Source organism: Arthrobacter sp. yr096, assembly GCF_900108925.1.
GTDB lineage: Bacteria > Actinomycetota > Actinomycetes > Actinomycetales > Micrococcaceae > Arthrobacter.
This window is the reverse complement of the sequence record NZ_FNYI01000005.1, coordinates 159666-178144: the sequence shown is the minus strand read 5'-3', so window position 1 is coordinate 178144 and position 18479 is coordinate 159666. Positions and strand designations below refer to the sequence as shown.

The 18479-nt window shown below is 63.9% G+C and carries 14 protein-coding genes; 11 read left to right on the top strand and 3 right to left on the bottom strand.

Going from position 1 to position 18479, the window contains the following annotated elements; genetic code table 11:
• Nucleotides 1–75 precede the first annotated feature (75 nt).
• Nucleotides 76–2097 (bottom strand): outer membrane protein assembly factor BamB family protein, encoded by a 2022-nt coding sequence (locus tag BMY91_RS14130; RefSeq protein ID WP_090822966.1) that lies wholly within the window; start codon nt 2095–2097, stop codon nt 76–78.
• Nucleotides 2098–2386: 289 nt separating this feature from the next.
• Here BMY91_RS14130 and BMY91_RS14125 point away from each other — a divergent pair, with 289 nt between their 5' ends.
• The 5 genes from BMY91_RS14125 to BMY91_RS14105 all read left to right on the top strand — a co-directional run bounded on the left by BMY91_RS14125 (nt 2387) and on the right by BMY91_RS14105 (nt 9159).
• Entirely contained in the window at nt 2387–3700 is a 1314-nt protein-coding gene (locus BMY91_RS14125) for an ABC transporter substrate-binding protein (protein ID WP_090822964.1), read from the top strand.
• Nucleotides 3701–3769: 69 nt separating this feature from the next.
• Complete coding sequence (locus BMY91_RS14120) at nt 3770–4702, top strand: carbohydrate ABC transporter permease (RefSeq protein WP_090822962.1); 933 nt, start codon at nt 3770–3772, stop codon at nt 4700–4702.
• The gene (locus tag BMY91_RS14115) at nt 4699–5637 is read left to right on the top strand and encodes a carbohydrate ABC transporter permease (protein ID WP_014922889.1); all 939 of its coding nucleotides are present in this window, start codon (nt 4699–4701) and stop codon (nt 5635–5637) included. Before BMY91_RS14120 ends, BMY91_RS14115 begins: the two co-directional genes overlap by 4 nt.
• Nucleotides 5634–6647, top strand: coding sequence for a hydroxyacid dehydrogenase (locus BMY91_RS14110; protein WP_090822960.1), 1014 nt, complete (start codon nt 5634–5636; stop codon nt 6645–6647). Before BMY91_RS14115 ends, BMY91_RS14110 begins: the two co-directional genes overlap by 4 nt.
• A gap of 79 nt (nt 6648–6726) precedes the next feature.
• Nucleotides 6727–9159, top strand: a complete 2433-nt coding sequence (locus BMY91_RS14105) for an HAD-IC family P-type ATPase (protein ID WP_090822958.1) — start codon at nt 6727–6729, stop codon at nt 9157–9159.
• Here BMY91_RS14105 and BMY91_RS14100 read toward each other — a convergent pair.
• Nucleotides 9141–9551 carry a hypothetical protein gene (locus tag BMY91_RS14100; RefSeq protein WP_256212744.1) on the bottom strand — a complete coding sequence of 137 codons (411 nt, stop codon included), beginning with the start codon at nt 9549–9551 and terminating at the stop codon, nt 9141–9143. The two genes, BMY91_RS14105 and BMY91_RS14100, sit on opposite strands and share 19 nt — an antisense overlap.
• A 133-nt stretch (nt 9552–9684) precedes the next feature.
• Between BMY91_RS14100 and BMY91_RS14095 the strand changes: the two genes are divergently transcribed.
• Nucleotides 9685–11280: an alkaline phosphatase D family protein gene (locus BMY91_RS14095; RefSeq protein WP_090822956.1), complete on the top strand. Its 1596-nt coding sequence runs from the start codon at nt 9685–9687 to the stop codon at nt 11278–11280.
• A 58-nt stretch (nt 11281–11338) separates the two neighbouring features.
• Here the strand turns inward: BMY91_RS14095 and BMY91_RS14090 are convergent, their stop codons facing one another.
• Nucleotides 11339–12865, bottom strand: coding sequence for a GMC family oxidoreductase (locus tag BMY91_RS14090; RefSeq protein ID WP_090822954.1), 1527 nt, complete (start codon nt 12863–12865; stop codon nt 11339–11341).
• A 202-nt stretch (nt 12866–13067) separates the two neighbouring features.
• On the opposite strand from BMY91_RS14090, the gene BMY91_RS14085 reads away from it, so the two are divergent.
• The 5 genes from BMY91_RS14085 to BMY91_RS14060 all read left to right on the top strand — a co-directional run bounded on the left by BMY91_RS14085 (nt 13068) and on the right by BMY91_RS14060 (nt 18476).
• Complete coding sequence (locus BMY91_RS14085) at nt 13068–14051, top strand: AraC-like ligand-binding domain-containing protein (RefSeq protein ID WP_218143851.1); 984 nt, start codon at nt 13068–13070, stop codon at nt 14049–14051.
• Between the two features lie 103 nt (nt 14052–14154).
• The gene (locus BMY91_RS14080; protein WP_090822952.1) at nt 14155–14817 is read left to right on the top strand and encodes a hypothetical protein; all 663 of its coding nucleotides are present in this window, start codon (nt 14155–14157) and stop codon (nt 14815–14817) included.
• 35 nt (nt 14818–14852) lie between these two features.
• The gene (locus BMY91_RS14075; RefSeq protein ID WP_090822950.1) at nt 14853–16043 is read left to right on the top strand and encodes a phage tail sheath family protein; all 1191 of its coding nucleotides are present in this window, start codon (nt 14853–14855) and stop codon (nt 16041–16043) included.
• A gap of 1 nt (nt 16044) precedes the next feature.
• Nucleotides 16045–16524 (top strand): phage tail protein, encoded by a 480-nt coding sequence (locus BMY91_RS14070; protein WP_090822948.1) that lies wholly within the window; start codon nt 16045–16047, stop codon nt 16522–16524.
• A 1193-nt stretch (nt 16525–17717) separates the two neighbouring features.
• Nucleotides 17718–18476 (top strand): CIS tube protein, encoded by a 759-nt coding sequence (locus BMY91_RS14060; RefSeq protein ID WP_090822944.1) that lies wholly within the window; start codon nt 17718–17720, stop codon nt 18474–18476.
• Nucleotides 18477–18479: the final 3 nt, after the last annotated feature.

The window sequence follows — 18479 nt, the reverse complement described above, 5'->3', positions numbered from 1 at the left end:
CGTGCGTTGCGGGGCCCGCTCTGCGCGGTAAATACTCGCCAGAGAGCGCAAAACGGGCCCCGCAACGCCGGGCACCTACCGCCGGGGGTGGTCGTTGATCCGCACGAGGTTCCGGCCCCGCATGGTGTAGAGGTAGCCGTCCTCATCGTTGTTAATGTGCGAGCCGCTGTACCAAGCGCCGTCGATGTCGGCCACCACGGTGGCAACCTCGAAGGTCTTCGGGTCGAAGCGGAAGACGTGGGTGTTGGAAACGCCATACACCGCGCCGCGGTTGGTCACCAGGGCTGCGAAGCCGTAGCTCACCGAGGTGATATCGGCTTGGTGCACGAGCTTGCGCTTGGGAAGGTCTATAACGAACACAGTGCCCTTGCGGGACACACCATAGAGGTACTTTCCCTGCACTGCCAGGGCACTGACTCCGGAATTCTGTCCGGGATCGATCCTCCACAGTTCCTTGCCCTTCACGGGGTCGAAGGCAACTACGGTCCCCGCCCCGCCAACGTCCGGAAGGCCGCCGCCCAAGTAGGCCACGCCGTCGCGGCTTGCAACGGCACGAACCAACTGGGTCTCATCCACCGGGTTCACGAAGAAGCCCTTCTTGCCGGTGCGCGGGTCATACGTCCACAGCGAACCTCCGCCCTCGGTGTCCGCTTGGGTGACTACCAGGACAAGCTTGTTGCTTTCGTCCCAGCAGACGTCCAGGGGCCGGTTTTGCTCCTTGGGAAAGTCGGCCACTTGCGTGATCGGCTTTCCGTTCCGGGGGTCGTAGCTCCAGATGCCCTGACCGCTGTACTGACCTGTATAAAGGGCGCCATCCACAACGATCGCGTCTTTCGCCTCACCCGGAGCGCTCATGTTCGTGACGTGGCCGTCCTTCAGCGAGCGGCATGCAATGACGCCGTTGCCTCCCACATAGACATAACCTGCGCCTGCCGCGATCCCCATCACCGATTGAGGATCAGAGGGTGCGCCAGCTTCGCCGAGGTCGGTGGTCTTGGTGGCGCCGGTTACGGGGTTGATCTCGGCGACGAAGCCATAACCAGAGGTGACCAGCAACTTGCCATCCTTGGAATCGACACCCCAGACTTCCCCGAGGGAGGGGCCCTCAAACGACACGGAAGCGATCGTGTTCGATGCCAGCGAGTAGGCGAGTAGTCCGGTCTCGTTGGCGAAATAGACGTTGTCCCCTATTACCGCGAAACTCTTGGCCACCTTGCCTTCCGAGACCGTCAGTGCGTACGACGAGTGGTTGGCCAGACTGAGAGCGGCCATCTTGGCGTTCTCCAACGATCCTGCGGAGCTGACCACAAGCTTGTCCCCCACCACTGCGAGGTCGCGGATGCTGGGATCTGGCAGGATTTCGGACGGAGTCACGTTGGTGAACTTCCTGGATGCTGTGTCGTAGGCGTAGAGGCAGGCCCGGCTGGCGCCGCTTCCGCCGTTAAGCGTGCTGCCCGCACCGAAGAACACCGTGGCGTCCGTCGCGGCTACGGCGCGGGCCAAGGTTGCTCCCGCATCCGGGATGCCAAGACTCGCTACCTGGCCTGTGGCGGGGTTGTATTCCCAGAGCGCCGGCGCGGTGCTGCTTCCGCCGCCAACCGCATAAAGCCGGCCATTGGGTGCAACGCTGATGTCCCGGACATCCCGGTCTCCGATGTAGCCGATCGCCGTAGCCTTGGTGCCGAGACTGTTGAGGTCCCATCGGAACAGGTTCGGCAGTGTGCCGGTGGACTTCTGGAGGACACCGGCGTAGAGGTACCGGCCTGAAGGATCGGCGGCCAACGTCTGGATGGAGTGGCCGTTGCTGAGTTCGGTTTGGCCGATGACCTTGCCCGTGGGGACGTGGAAGGCAATGATCCGGACCGGCTCCAGGTTGCGGGAACCGATGTACAGAACATCGCCAACCAGCAGGCCGCTCATCAGGGAGAACTGTACGACGGCGGGACCCAGGTCCAGGATTTCCGTCGCCTTTGGCTTGGACCCCAGGAGGGCGGACGCCGACGCCGGTTGGCCGGCTGCCAGCCCGATGGCCGCGGCGAGCGACGCTGCTCCGCCAACTTGTAGGACTGACCGTCTGCTGATGTTCGATTTCTCCATTGGAATCCCTGTTCTTAGGTAATGGCTTTTCAGTAGTCGCCGTTTCGGGTGTCCAGAATTCATAGCAGCGTGGAACTGACAGCGTCCAGCATTTCTGTTCGTTCAAACAGAACTGGCAGCGAAGTTGCACAGTAGATTCCCCAAAGGCCGTCGTGTTAGTCACGCGGCGATGTTTGAAAATGTTTGAAATCTTGTAGATGTTCGAAGCAGCGCGGTTACATGGATTCACCTCATGTGGCCCCAACCACACAAACCTTCTTCGCATCGCAAGTCTTCAAAGGAGAACACCATGAAGCGTCGTCATCTCTTTGCCGGAGTAGCTGGCTTGGCCGCCAGCACTCTGTTGCTGGCCGCCTGCGGTACTGGCCCCACCCCAGCGGCAGCGCCCACCCCCACGGAAGATCCCACAGGATCCATCACCTTCTGGTCCTCGTTGGCAGGCATGGACAAAGTGGCCGAAGCGTTCAACGCCAGCCAGGACAAGATCAAGGTCAGCTTCGAAACCATCCCCAACGGCGCCAACGGTGGCTACGCAAAACTCTCCACCGCCATCACGGCAGGCAACGGCCCCGACGTAGCCACCATCGAATACCCGCAGCTGCCGCAGTTCGTCAGCAACAGCCAGGTGATCCCGCTCGATGGCCTGATCAACAAGGCCGAGACCGTGGACAAGCTCACGGACGAGACCAAGGCTTTGGTCCAGTTCGGTGAGAAAACCTACGCACTTCCGTACGACGCAGCCCCCATGCTCATGTGGTACCGCCAAGACATGCTGGCGAAGGCCGGCGTCGAGGTCCCCAAAACCTGGGATGAATTCGACCAGGCCGGCAAAAAGCTCAAGGCCGTAGCGCCTGACTCCTACCTTGCCAGCTTCAACCCCAACGAGGTAGCGGCGAGCGCCGGATTGGCCTGGCAGGCAGGTGCCAAGTGGTTCGGTACCGAGGGTGACAGCTGGAAGGTGGGCGTCAATGACGAGGCCACGCAGAAGGTTGCCTCTTACTGGCAGAAGCTCATTGACCAGAAGATCGTCAAGGTCAGCCAGGCCTACAGTGACGAGTGGAGCCTGGACCTGGCCAACAGCAACGTAGTTGGCGTGCTGGGTGCCAACTGGAGCGCCACGGGCATCCAGAAGCGCACCGAGGCCAGCGGCCAGAAGGGCCAGTGGATCGCTGCGGAACTGCCGACGTGGGGCAACGAGTCCGGCGCCTTCTATGGCGGATCCAGCTTCAACGTGACCAAGAGCAGCAAGAATCCGGCCGCGGCCGCCAAGTTCGTCGAGTTCCTCACCACCAGCCAGGAAGCCATCAAGGCCCGCGGCAACACGGGCTCCGCTTTCCTTGCCTTCCCGGGCCTGACGCCGGTGGCGCAGAAGGCGTATGACGCCAGCTACTTCGGCAACGACATCTACGAGGTCTTCACCAAGGCGTACGGCACCATCACCCCGGGCTGGCAGTGGGGTCCCAACTGGGACATCACCAACACTGCGCTCAAGGACGCCTACGGCAAGCTGACCACCGGCGGCACCATCCATGACGCCGTGGATACTGCCCAGGACGCCACCGTGGCAAGCCTGAAGCAGGCCGGCCTTTCCGTCAAAGAGTAACTCCGTCACCGAATAGCCACACAGGCAGGGGGCCTCAGGATGAGGCCCCCTCCAAGCTAGGAGAATCCCATGGCCACCCAGGCCCTCACCACCACAGTGCGCCGCCGAGGCCGCGCACTGGCGGGAACCGGCGGAAGGACTGCCGCGCTGTTCCTGGTTCCCTTCTTCGCGGTCTTCGCGATCGCCATGATCGCACCGGTGATCTACTCCCTGGTGCTGAGTTTCCACTCGCAGCAGAAGTCCGGGCTGGGCTTCGGGGAAGCCAAAACGGTCTTCGTTGGACTTGAGAACTATGTGCAGGTCTTCCAGTCCGAAACGTTTGTGGAAGGCATCGCCCGCCTTGGCTTGTACTGCCTGATCTACATTCCCTGCATGGTGGGCGGCGCAGTGGTCTTCGCCCTCCTCCTGGATGCAACGGTGGCCAAGGCGCGCAAGCTCTTCCAGCTCTTGGTGTTCCTTCCCCACGCTGTGCCCGGCGTCATCGCCGCCCTCATTTGGGCTTATCTCTACACCCCGGGTATCAGTCCGCTGGTCCAGGCTCTCCAAGGCGGCGGGATCCAGATCAACTTCCTCGACGCGCACTTGGTTCTTCCGTCCATCGTGAACATCGGCGTCTGGGAGTGGACCGGTTACAACGTCATCATCCTGTTCACCGCTTTGCAGGCTGTTCCCCGGGAAATCCTGGAAGCCGCCCGCGTGGACGGTGCCGGCGAAATCCGCGCTTCCATCAGCATCAAGTTCCCGCTCATCCTTCCGGCGCTGAGCGTGATCATGCTCTTCACCATCATCGGCACCCTGCAACTGTTCACGGAACCGTCCATCATCTCCAAGGCCACAGCATCAGTCACCAGTACTTGGGTTCCCAACCTCTGGGCCTATGACGCGGCCTTCATCCGCCACAACCTCAACCAGGCCGCGGCTGCCTCCATCATCATCGCCGGACTGGCAGCAGTGCTGTCCCTGGCCGTCACCCGCCTTAGCTCCAGGATGAACAAATCATGAGCGCCTCAACTCTCCCCCGCCCCCGCACCACCCCGGACACAGCAACTCCCCGCCGCGCCGGATCCCGTTCCAACCGCACCGGATCCAGCTCCAACCGCGGCGGTGGCTTCGCCAGCAAGCTCACCGTCAACGGGCTCCTGATCATCGGCTCCGCCTACATGGTGGTACCGGTCTTGTGGCTGGTGTTCGCCTCCACCAAGAACGCTGCAGACCTGTACGGCACCAGCGCCTACGCCTTGGGGAACTTCTCCTTATTCGAGAACATCGCCAACGTGGCCAAGCAGGACGGCGGCCTGTTCTTCCGCTGGCTGGGTAACTCCGTGATGTATGCCGGTGTTGGCGCCGTGCTGGGCAGCCTGATTTCGGTGATGGCCGGGTATGCGTTCGACAAATTCCAGTTCCGTTGGAAAGACTCGCTCTTCGGTTTCGTCCTGGTGGGCGTTCTGATTCCCAACACGGCCACGGTGCTGCCCATGTACCTTCTGGCCTCCCTGGTGGGCATGACCAACACCATCTGGGCTGTCCTCATCCCGGTCCTGTGCAACCCCTTCGGTGTGTACCTGGCGCGGGTTTACTCCGCCAGCTACGTTCCTGCCGAGACCCTTGAAGCCGCACGCATGGACGGCGCCGGACCCATCCGGTCCTTCTTCTCCCTGGGCCTGCCCATGATGATGCCGGGCTACATCACCATTGCCCTGTTCCAGTTCGTGGGGGTGTGGAACAACTTCATGCTTCCCCTGGTGATGCTCCAGGACCAGCAATTGCTGCCCGTCAGCGTCGGCATCTCCATCTGGCAGGGCTACTCGGTACCGCAGCCTGAATTCACACCAATGGTCATCACGGGTTCTCTGTTGTCCATCATTCCGCTGCTGGTGGCCTTCATCATGCTGCAGCGTTTCTGGAAGTCCGGCCTCACTGCAGGGAGCGTCAAATGACCACACCATCACTGAACGTCGCACTGGCCATGGGTCCCGGCGTCGTAGACCGTGTGTTTCCGCAACGCCGGCTGGACTCCTTGGCACCCGGGCTGAGGCTCCTCAGCCCGGACCCCATGGAAGATTTCACCTCGCCGCGTTCGCTGAAACTCCTTGCGGAGACGGACATCCTCCTCACAGGCTGGGGATGCCCGAAGCTGGACGCCGTTGCCCTGGCCGCGGCCCCGCGCTTGACCCACGTCCTCCACGCCGGAGGCTCGGTCAAGCATCACGTGGGCGAGGAGTGCTGGGAAAGGGGCATCCACGTCAGCACGGCCGCCGACTCCAACTCCATTCCGGTTGCCGAATACACGGTGGCCATGATCCTGTTGGCCAACAAGAGAGTCCTGCAGATCGCCCGCAAGCTCCACACAGAGAGGGTGGAAATCGAGCCGGACCAGGTGTTTCCGGACATGGGCAACTTCGGCAAGCGGGTGGGCATCATTGGCGCCTCAAGGATCGGCAAGCACGTCATCCGCCTCCTGAAGTCCTACGACGTGAAGGTCTTCGTCTCCGACCCCTTCCTGGACCAGGCCGCGGCGGCCGCGCTCGGCGTCGAACGTCTCAGTCTGGAAGAGCTGGTGGCCACGTGCGATGTGGTCAGCCTCCACGCGCCGTCGCTGCCGTCCACCTACAACCTGATCCACGAAGGGCTGGTTGGGAGCTTCAAGCCGGGCGCCACGTTCATCAACACCGCCCGGGGTGAACTGGTGGATCAGGACGCGTTGCTCCGGCGAATCGAACAAGGTGACCTGTATGCGGTCCTGGATGTCACCACGCCCTGGGTTCTCCCTGCGGACTCAGGCTTCTATACCCATCCACATGTGCTTCTCACGCCGCACCTGGCTGGTTCGTTGGGCATGGAACTGGAACGGATGGCTGTGAGCACCATCGAGGAAGCTGCGCGGGTCTCACGGGGGGAACCACTCCTCCACAGGCTCCACGCGAAGGACCTGGCGTTCACCGCATAACGACGACGGCGGCGACTTAAAGCCCCCCGGCTGGCATACTCAATCCCATCCTTGGATCCGCTCAACAACGGGGGCATGAGTGCCACACGAGAACCACCACCCAGGAGCAGCCGTCCAGCAAAAGACGGCCTCAACGCAGGGACTGAGCACGGCTGAAGTTGCTGAGCGGGTGGCCGCGGGACAAACCAACGCGTTTGTCCAGGACACCAGCCGCAGCGTGTGGAGCATCGTCCGCGCCAACGTGCTCACCCTGTTCAACGGCATCATCCTTGCCTGCTTCATCGTCCTTTTCGCGATCGGACGCTGGCAGGACGCCCTGTTCGGCTTCAGCGCCATCGCGAACGCGGTCATCGGCAGCGTTCAGGAATACAGGGCGAAGCGGGCTCTGGACCGCCTGGCACTGCTGAACGCACCGCATGCCAGGGTGCTGCGTGAGGGTTCAGAGGCGGAGATTTCCCTGGACGATGTGGTGCTGGACGACACTCTGGTCCTGCGGGCAGGCGATCAAGTGCCCGCAGACGGACTGGTAGCCGGATCACGGGGCCTCCAAGTGGACGAGTCCATGCTGACCGGCGAATCCGATGCCGTTGAGAAGAGCGAGGGCGACCGCGTGCTCTCCGGATCCGTGGTGGTGGCCGGCGAAGGCACAGCAGTGGTGGACCGGGTGGGCGCAGATTCCTTTGCGAACTCGCTCGCTGCGGAAGCCAAGCGCTTTTCCCTGGTGGCCTCAGAACTTCGGTCCTCGATCGACCGGGTTCTGAAGTGGGTCACCTGGTTTGTGGGTCCGGTGGCGTTGTTGGTGTTGAACGCGCAGATGATCGCCCAAGGCGGGTGGGCTGAAGCTTCCGCAAGTGGAGCGTGGCGTGACGCAGCGACGGCAACCATCGCCTCCGTCGTCGCCATGGTCCCGCTGGGACTGGTGCTCATGACCAGCATTACCTTCGCCGTGGGGGCGGTGAAACTGGCCCGTCAGCAGGTGCTGGTCCAGGAATTGCCCGCTGTGGAAGGCCTGGCGCGGGTAGACATCATATGCCTCGACAAGACCGGCACCCTCACCCAAGGCGACATCGTATTCGACGCCGCCCATCCCCTCACGGTCCGGCCGGGGTGGGAGTCCGTGCTCGCCTGGTACGGCGTACAGAAGGACGCCAACGCCACAGCCCGCAGCCTCGCCGGACATTTCAATGAGCCGCCCACGGATCAACCGGCGGACCGCGTGCCGTTCTCCTCGGCCCGCAAATGGAGCGCGGTGGTCTTTGAGGATGGAATGTGGATCCTTGGCGGACCTGAGATGGTGTTCCCGGCACGGCACTCCACCGATCCTGTGCTTCAGCAGCTCTCCACCCAGGCCGCAGAATTGGCCACAACGGGCCGCCGCACGCTGGTCCTTGCCCACGGCACACCGACTGACGACGAAACCGTTCCGGCAGATGCTGTCCCCGTGGTGCTCCTGACGTTCAAGGAGAACATCCGTCCGGATGCTGCCGAGACACTCACCTACTTCGCCGCACAGGATGTGGATGTCCGGATCATTTCCGGTGACAACCCACAAACCGTGGCCGCGATCGCCCGCGAGGTCGGCCTGGATGCCCCGCACGGCTTTGATGCCCGCGAGTTGCCGGACGATGACCAGGAATTCCTGGAGGTCATCAACAACAATGTGGTCTTTGGCCGCGTGACACCTGATCAGAAAAAGCGGATTGTGGTGGCGTTGAAGGCTGCCGGCCGCACCGTGGCCATGACCGGAGACGGCGTGAACGATGCCCTGGCCATCAAGGAAGCGGACATCGGCGTGGCCATGAATTCGGGGGCGGCCGCTACCAAGGCGGTAGCCCGGCTTGTGCTTCTGGATGGCAAGTTCTCCCACCTGCCCAGCGTGGTGGCGGAGGGTCGCCAAGTCATTGCCAACATAGAACGCGTCTCCATGCTGTTCCTCACCAAAACCGCCTACGCCACATTCCTCGCCATTTCCTTCGGCATCCTCCTGCTGCCGTTCCCCTTCCTTCCGCGGCAACTGAGCGTGACCGACGGGCTCACCATCGGCATTCCCGCGTTCTTCCTTGCCTTGCTGCCCAATGCCCAGCGTTATATCCCGGGTTTCCTCCGGCGCTCACTCACGTTCGCCGTACCTGCGGGTGTTTCCGTGACGCTGGGGCTCGCCGCGTACGCCCGGCTCGCCGCGAACCTGCAGATACCGGAAGCCGAGATCAGGACCGGGTCCACACTGATTCTGGCGATCATCGGCATCTGGATCCTGGTGGTTCTCTCGCGCCCGGTCACCCGTTTCAAAGGGCTGGTCATCGGGGCCATGATGGTGGGTCTGGTGCTGGTCTATTCCGTGCCGATCGCCCGCGACTTCCTGCAGTTCACGGATCCGACGCTCCCCACGGCACTGCTGGTCCTGGGAACGTCGGTAGCCTGCATCGCGCTGATCGAGATCGTGCGCTTCGTTCACCGCCGCGTTGCCTACCGGGATGCCCAGGAAGCGCTACATCACCGGGTCTCGAAGTAGCGGCGTCCCCGCCCGACCCACAACGGCACCACCACAGCCACCGTGGCGATGGATTGTGAGATCACGGCGGACCAGTCTCCATCAGCGGCAATGATCAGGTCCAGCACGGCGAAGGCCAGGCCCAGCAGCATGACCGCTGTTGCGCCGCGACGGGCGGCCTCGCTTCCCCGTGCCACCCCTGATGCCAGCCCGATCACCAGCAGGCCAAACAGGATCATTCCTGCACCCAGCAAAGTGATGGGCAAAGCGATGCCACCGGACTGCGCTTCAGGGGTGTAACGCAGGAAAATCGTCAGGATCCCCAGAATGATTTGGGCGATGCCGCCGATGTACATCAGCACCACCGAGAACGTCACCGCACCAGGCCGTTTAGGGCTCTCCCCCGTCGTCATGAACTGAGCATAGACGAGCCGCCCTCCCGGCCGGGACCGGTTCAGCCCGGGATAACAACTTTTGTCACACAGTTAACCGCAGATTCATACCGCTCTTGGTCCTGATCAACCCAGGCTTTCTAGCGTCGGGTGAATGGAAAACATCTCACGCAGGTCCCTCATCTCAGCCGGCCTCGGCGCCGGGCTCGTCGCCGCCTTGCCTGGCGCCGCCGTCGCCAGTCCCGCCGTCGCGGTTTCAACAGCGGACGACGCCGGCCTCCGCACCGATCCGTTCACGCTGGGCATCGCGTCGGGCGAACCATGGCCGGACGGCTTTGTCATCTGGACCAGACTGGCGGTGAACCCCGTGGCCGAAGACGGCTTGGGCAGCATGCCCTCCCGCAACGTCGCCGTCGCCTGGGAAGTGGCGGAAGACGCCGCGATGCGCCGGGTAGTAGCCCGCGGCGTCGAACAGGCCAGGATCGAAACCGCCCACTCAGTGCACGTCGAACTGAGAGGGCTCCGGCCTGGCCGTGAATACTTCTACCGTTTCCGTGCCGGACGGCACGTGAGCGAGGTTGGCCGCACGCTGACAAGCCCGGCCCCTGGTGAGACTCCCGCTGCCTTGGCCATGGCATTCGCCAGCTGCGCCCAGTACGAGCACGGCTACTTCACTGCGTACAAGCGACTGGCCGAGGACCACCCGGACCTGGTGCTGCACCTGGGCGACTACCTCTACGAATACAAAAAGGACAGCTACGTGATCGGCGGGGGCAACCCCCGCGACCACGAGGGACCGGAAACCGTCAGCCTCGCGGGCTACCGTCAACGGCACGCCCAATACAAGGCCGATGCCGATCTGCAGGCAGCGCACGCGATCGCACCATGGCTGGTGGTGTGGGATGACCACGAGGTGGACAACAACTGGGCGGACGAGATCCCCGAGAACAACGATCCCGCTCAGCTCAACGACACGACGGAGCATTTCCGGCAGCGCCGTTCGGCGGCCTTCCAGGCGTACTACGAGAACATGCCGCTACGCCGGTCATCCGTTCCCGCCGGGTTCGACATGAAGATCTACCGGACCATCCAGTGGGGCCAGCTGGCCAATTTCCACATGATGGACACCCGGCAGTACCGGGACGATCAGCTCGCAGGTGACGGCTGGCGGAAGAATGTGGCCGAGCGCTTGGCCGAGAACCGCAGCATCACCGGTGCCGAGCAGGAGAAGTGGCTGCTGGACGGCTTCAAGAACTCCACGCAGCGCTGGGACATCCTGGGCCAGCAGGTCTTCTTCGCCGAGCGGGACCGGGACAAGGCGCCGGACATCGACGACGTCTCCATGGACGGCTGGGACGGTTACGCTTCCTCCCGCCGCCGCATCACCCAAGGTTGGGTGGACGCCAAGGTGCGCAACGCCGTCGTACTCACCGGCGACGTTCACCGCCACTGGGCCACCGACCTCAAGGTGGACTACAAGGACCCGGCGGCAGCCGTGGTGGGCTCTGAACTGGTGTGCTCCTCCATTACTTCCACCGGCGACGGTAATGGTTCCACTACTGACCCCACCATGGCGTGGAACCCGCACCTGAAGTTCTACAACGACAACCGCGGCTACGTGAACACGCGCATCACCAAGGACGCCATGACCGCAGACTTCCGGGTGCTGGACTACGTCACCACTCCGGGCGCCGCAGTCAGCACCAAGAAGTCCTTCACCATCACCGATCGCGTTCCGGGCCTCGCCTGATGTCAGCCAAGCAGGTGACAGCAAGTGCTGGCACCTGCTTGGGTTGGCCGTCGTGGGATTATGCGCCGAGAATGAGCTCCGCCGCTTTCTCGCCGATCATGATGGACGGGGCGTTGGTGTTCCCGCTTGGCACGGACGGAATGATCGAGGCATCCGCCACCCGCAGACCTTCGATTCCCCGGACACGGAGCTGCGGATCCACCACGGAGAGGTCATCAACGCCCATCTTGCAGGTGCCGACTTGGTGGTGATAGGTCCCGGCTACCTGCCGCGCGAACTCGCGGAGCTGATCGCGGGACTGGACGCCGGGACCAGGCGTGAACTCGGACTTCCGGAACGGGGCGAAGGCCTCCTGCTGGCCGATCTCGCGGCACAGAACAATGGCGTCCACCAGCGCCTCAACGTCGTACTCGTCGGCCAGGATGTTCGGATCCACCAACGGCGCAGCGGCCGGATCAGCCGAGGACAGCCGCAGCGTGCCGCGCGACCGGGGCCGAACGATCCCGGGCGCAATGGTGTAGCCGTGTTCGGGTGCAGCCCCGCCATCTGTTGGGTACGGGAGGTGGAGGAAGAGTGGCTGCAGGTCCGGCGCTTCTTCATCCGTCTGGTTGCTGTGGGCGTAGAGCTGGCTTTCCAAGAGGTTGTGCCGGCCGGCCACCAGTGGCTCCTGTGCCTCGTAGATATTTCCCGCCAGCAAGTGATCGTGGAGGTTCTCGCCCACGCCAGGCAGGTCCACCACCGAGTCGATCCCTACGGACCGCAGCTGCGCGGCCGGACCGATGCCGGAGAGGAGCAGGATCTTCGGGGAGCCAATTGCACCGGCACTGATGATCACCTCCGCGCCGGCATCCGCGCGGAGCACCTCACCGTCACGGTGGTATTCGACGCCGGTGGCCCGCCCGCCGTCGACGACTATCCGGCTGACCAGCGCGTCCGTGTTGACCGTCAGGTTCGGGTGGTTCAGTACCGGCGCCACGAAGCTCTGCCAGGCACTGGCCCGTTTCCCGTCCTTGGTGGTGGTGTGGTTGAACCCGACGCCGGTCATCTGGATTCCGTTGAAGTCCTCCGTTTCCGTATGGCCAAGCGCCTTGGCGGCGTCCACGAAAGCCTGGGCAGCAGGGTGCCGCCGGGCAATCCGTTCCACGTGGAGTGGCCCGCCCTTGCCATGGAAGTCGTTGGCACCGTCCTCATGGTCTTCGGACTTTTTGAACAACGGCAGGACCTCATTCCAGGACCAGCCCTCTGCTCCATTGGCGGCCCAGGAGTCGTAATCGTTTTTATGCCCGCGAATGTAGATCATGCCGTTGAGTGAGCTGCTGCCGCCCAGCACCCTGCCGCGCGGCCAATAGAGGCTCCGGTTGTGGGCATGCTTCTGGGGCGTAGTCATCACCGCCCAGTCGTTGGCGCCCGTCAGCAGGAGCGGCCAACCCTGGGGGCTGTGGATATTGGGATCGGTGTCCACGGATCCGGCTTCGATGACGTGGACCGTGTGCCCCGCATCCAGCAGGCGACGCACAACAACGCTGCCTGCCGAGCCTGCACCGACCACTACATAATCCGAACGGTGGATGGGGTTTTCAGCCATGGGGTTCCTCCTTGAACGGGCATGAAAGTGTGCCTTCCCCAGCAGTCTGCCGCCCACCGCCGTCGGGATTCTTGACCCGGTGCGCACAGCACTGCGCACCATCCGCACGCTTGTGATGCGGATCACGGCAACGCCGCCAGTCATGGGAGACTGGAGGAGCCGCCACCCAAGTCCCGCAGCGTCATTTCAAAGGAGAGCCGACGTGACCGGTGTCATCGCCAAACAGCCGCGCGAAGAGTTCAACACCACGGCCCTCGCCAGGACCGATCGTTTTGACGCGTGGAACCAGGCCGTCAACAACGCTTTCGTCCCGCTGTCCGTGGTGGCCAGGGACCCAGGAGATTTCGACGGCGGACTCATCAACCAGACAGTCGGACCGGTCTTCCTCAGCGCCGTGTCCGGAACAGCGAGCCATGTCAGCAGGGACCACCGCCAGATCGCGGCAAATGACCCAGGGCTGGTGAAACTGGGCCTCCAGCTGAGGGGCTACTCCGTGGTAGCCCAGGACGGACGCGAAGCTGCGCTGACACCAGGGGACTTCGCCATCTACGACACCACCCGACCCTACGACCTCTACTTCGACGACGCCTTCAAGATGATGGTGGTCATGTTCCCGCCGGAGGCCCTGCATCTGAACCGGAAAAGCATCGCCACTCTCACGGCGTCCAGGGTTTCAGGCCGCCAGGGCCTGGGCTCGCTGACCTCCGCCCTCCTCGGAGCAGTTGCCAAGCAACTCCACGAAGGGGCCGTGGCCGACGCCGCCACCGTTTCGGATGCCCTCATGAACCTGATCTCCGCCGTCTTCGCCGAGCGGGTGCCGCCGTCGTCGCCCCTGTCGCACGAACGGCTCGCGCTCATGGAGCGGATCGAAGCGTTCGTCGCGGGCCGCCTCGGCGACCCTGAGCTGACGGTCAGCGACATCGCGGCTGCGCACAACGTCTCGGTTCGCTACCTCCAAAAGCTGTTCGAAGAACGCCAGGACACCGTGAGTGCATGGTTGCGCCGGCAGCGGCTGGAGAAGTGCCGCACGGACCTGGTGGACCCACGGCTGCAGACGCGACCAGTGTCCGCCGTCGGGATGCACTGGGGCTTCACCGACGCGTCGAGTTTCTCCCGGGCCTTCAAGACCGCCTTTGGATATTCGCCGTCGGAGTACCGCTACTCCTATCGCCCGCCCCAGCACTGACTCAATCGAATGGAGATACCCCTGAAACCCCAGTGACTACGGGCAACTGCGGGGGTAACCTATTCCCAGTTGCATTTATGGATCTGTCCAGCTGGGGATTGCCGTGGGCTATGTGCGTTCGTCGCTGTATGACCTTCTTGGGGTACTTTCCGACGCCGTCGCTCCCCAGCGCGTAAGGTTCGACGACGGCTCGCCCACCGCCGGGGTTCCGCCACCCGACGCTCCGGTCACCGTCCACTCCGTCACGCTCAACCGTGTGGGAAGGTCCCGGCGTGACGGCCCCGTCCTGGACCTCGAACTCAGGGTTGCCGTGGAATGCCACGGGCCCGAACAACTCGACAATATGGAGCACCTATTGCTGGCCGTGGAGCGCCACAGCCAGTACTCCGTGGTGTCCACCGGCGAATTCCGCCCCGAGGAATACTCCGGCGCCATCCGGCAAGGGCTGGGGTTCCTGGTCCGCATTCCGGTGGCCCTTCGCTTCGAAGAGCCTTCCGGACCTCCCGTCCTTGAACCACTCATTGCCAAGACCGGCGTTGCCCGCCGCATCCACGGACGCTTGGTGGATGCCCACAACAAAGGCATCCCCGACGCCTATATCCACGCCCACTCCTCCGCCACAGCCGTTGTCAGCGATGCGACCGGCCACTTTGAGGTCCTGGCCTCGGCGGACGAACTCCAGCATTTTGCCGTGGCTGTACGCGGCACTGAACGGGAAGTTTCTGCCAGTACCAGCAGCCTCCCGGTCATCATTCGGTGGACCTAAGCACCCGCTGACGCGGGCAGGAAAGAGAGCGCAACATGGCGAACTATCAGGCGCCGGGCGTTTACGTTCAGGAAGTGCCCAGCGGCGCCCGCGCGATCGGGCAGGTCAACACCAGCATTGCCGGCTTCGTGGGCGTGGCCCCGGACCAGGACGCGCTGGTGGATGAGTTGCGGGTGCTGGACAACTGGACCCAGTTCGTGGACCAATACGTCGGGAACGCGACAGCGGGAACACCGCTCTCCAACGCTGTGTACGGCTTCTTCTCCAACGGAGGGAGTCGTTGCTATGTGGTGAACATCGGCCCGAACGGCACCCTCACCGGGACGGCGTCCAAGCCCACGGGACTCACGTTGTTCGAGGCCGTGGACGACCTCTCCATGGTGGCTGCACCCGGTTTCGCCACCGCCGAAGCCTACGCTGCGCTCCAGGCCCACGTGGAACATCCGCTGCGCCAGGACCGTATGGCGATCATGGACACGGTTGAGAAAGTGGACGACGTCGGGGCACTTACCCGGGCGGCGACGTCGGAAGGAGACGACGACGAACAGGAGGACCTCGGCGCCCCTCAATCCCCCGGTGGATACACAGCCCTGTACTATCCGTGGATCGTGATGATCGATCCCGTGTCCGGCAAAAAGGTGACGCAACCGCCGTCGGGCCATATTGCAGGAGTGTGGGCGCGCGTTGACGCGACCCGCGGCGTCCACAAGGCGCCGGCAAACGAGCCCATCCAGGGTGCGATTGATCTGGTTCGGCGCGTGAGCCGTGGCGAGCAGGAGGTCTTGAACCCGGCAGGTGTTAACTGCATCCGCTATTTCCCGGGCGAGGGTATCCGGATTTGGGGTGCCCGGACCAAGGCACCCGAGGCCAGCGAATACCGCTACGTGAACGTGCGGCGGCTGACCAACATGATCAAGGAATCGGTGGCCGACGGGACGCGCTGGGTGGTGTTCGAGCCCAATGACCACACGCTGTGGAAGTCGATCCGCCGCGACATCGGCGCTTTCCTCACCAACGTCTGGCGGGACGGCGCACTGCTGGGGACTACTCCTCAACAGGCGTTCTTCGTCAAATGCGATGAGGAAACCAACCCTCCCGAGGTCCGCGACGCCGGGCAAGTGGTCACCCTGATCGGGATAGCGCCAGTGAAACCCGCCGAGTTCGTGATCTTCAAACTCATGCAGTCTGCGGACAACACCAGCGAGACAGAGAGCGCAGGAGCCTGACATGACAACCCCAACGCCTGCCGCCCAGCCGGGCAATGTGGTTGACCCGTACCGGGCGTACAACTTCAAGCTCGTCATCCAAGGCGTGGTCCAGGGCCACTTCACCAAGGTGGAGGGCCTCGGCCTGAAAATCGGCCGCATCCTCTACCGCTCCGGCGGCGAAAACAGCACAGTGCGCGTGATCCCCGGCCAAGTGGAATATTCGCCCGTCACTTTGAAGTACGGGCTCACCGATTCCACCGAAATGCTCCAGTGGTTGTTCAAAGCCGTGGACGGCACAGTGGAGCGACGCAACGTGTCCATCGCAATGCTCAACGACGCCGGATCCGTGGAAGTACGGCGCTGGAACCTCTTGGGGGCCTGGCCTTGCGATTGGTTCGGCGCACCCTTGGACGCCATGGGCAAGGACCTCGCCATCGAATCCCTCAGCATTGCGTACGACCGCCTGGAGCTCGACGATGCCCGCGCTCCCGTCGCCTGACCCCGGGTTTTCCTGGAGGCAGGCCGCTGCACGCCGACTGCGGGACGCGGCTGCCTGGTTGGATCGTGGGCCGCGTGGGACTTTCGAGTCTGTGGGGCCCGATTCCCCGGAAGGCACGACGCCGGTGCGCGCCTTCGACACCGACGACGCACCCGAGCATTGGGTCCGGTTACTCCGCGACGCCGGGCTGGCCCCACCCGTTGCTGGGCCCGCTCTACGCCCTTGGCCCCGTCTTAGGCGCGCACAGCGGGCCCCACAACACACGCCGGCCACGCCGGCCACCTCTGGCCCTTCCCCGGCCACCCCGTCCTCTGGCCCCTCCCCCAAACCTGCCCCCGCAGGCCGAGCCCTTCCCGCAGGCCGAGCCCTTCCCGTTGTGGGGCCCGCTCTGCGTGCTTGGGAGCGCTTGAGCGGCGCAAAGCAGGCCCCACAAGGTGCCCAACGCGTCCAGGTATCTCAGCCCGGCCCATTCCTACATATCCCGAGCTCGCCCGAATCCTCCTCGCCAGATCCAGCTCAGCCTTCCGACCCGCACCCCTCTTCCGGGAACCGGCAATCCTCCGGCTCCCAGGAACCTGAAGCAGGTCCAGTTGTGGGGCCCGCTCTACGCCTCTGGACACGCTCCAGGGGCGCAGAACAGGCCCCGCAACACACCCCCATACCCGTTGTGAGGCCCAGTGAGCGCCCTTTGGCCCGTGCTTGGGGCGCAGAGAAGGCCCCGCAACGAGATCCTGTGCTGAAGCTTCGTCCGGCTCCGCCAAGTTCCCTTCCCCAGGCACCGTCCTTCGTTGCTGGGCCCACTCTGCGTGTTCCCGGGCCCACGAGGGGCGCAGAGCTGGCCCCGCAACGCGGTCCTCGCGAAGCACCACCCCTTGAGGGGCCCACTCTGCGTGCTTCCGGACCCTCGGAGGGCGCAGAGCGGGCCCCACAACACACCCCCCAACGCAATGAACCCCAACGCAATGAACCCCACCGCCACGAACCCGGGCCCCAAGGACACCCCAGCACTCCTAGCACTCCCAGCACTCCCAGCACAGTCGGGGTCCACACGCTCGCTCCGCCGCTCGCCGGGAAGTGGCCAGAGCTCACCCCGCGGCCCACACCCACACAGAGCCCGCAAGCAACAGCCACCGCGCTCACCAACGCCGTAAACCGCCAAGCCCGGCTCTACCAGGAACAGGCGGCGGTCTGACATGGAACGCGTCGCCTTCCTGATCGAGGACACCGGGGAACACCTCGGCTGCCTCCTCAACCCGGAAACCGTGGTGATGCAACGCTCGGCCGGTGTTGAGCCGCGGAGATCCGCGGGCGGCAAGCTGAGCGGCAGCGGGCTGGCGGACGATCCGTTGCTCTTCACCGGTGGCGGCCACACAGAGTTGCGGCTGGATCTGTTGTTCGACGTCGACCTCGCGCCGGCGTCGCTCCATGTTCAGGATGTTCGCCAGATGACGCGGCCCATCTGGGCCCTGGCTGAAAACAGTGCCGAGGTGGAGCGTCAGCGCCGGCCGCCGTCGGTCAGGTTCGTGTGGGGCCGGGCCTGGAATGTGCCGGGGATCGTGACGGAGGTGGCGGAGCGCTTCGACCGTTTCGCACCGGACGGCTCACCGCTCAGATCGTGGATGCGCATGGTCTTTGTGAGGGTCGGCCAGGCCGCGGACCAGGAAGGCGGCGAAAACTACGAACTCGCGCAAAGACTCCCTGCCGTGGACCTGACGGCACCTCCTGTTGACACACTTCCGGTGGCAGGTGACGGCAGCACGGACAGGGACGCCTTGATGTCCGACGGCGGCGACTTCCTTCCAGAGGTCCCCCCGGCTGAGTTGGGGCGATTGTCCGTGGAAGCGTTCGGCACACCGTTGCTGTGGAAGCTGCTCCTGGAGTACAACAACATCGACGATCCCGCCCGCTTCAACGGACCGCTGGCCGTCCCGCCCATGGGCGAAACACCATGAGGC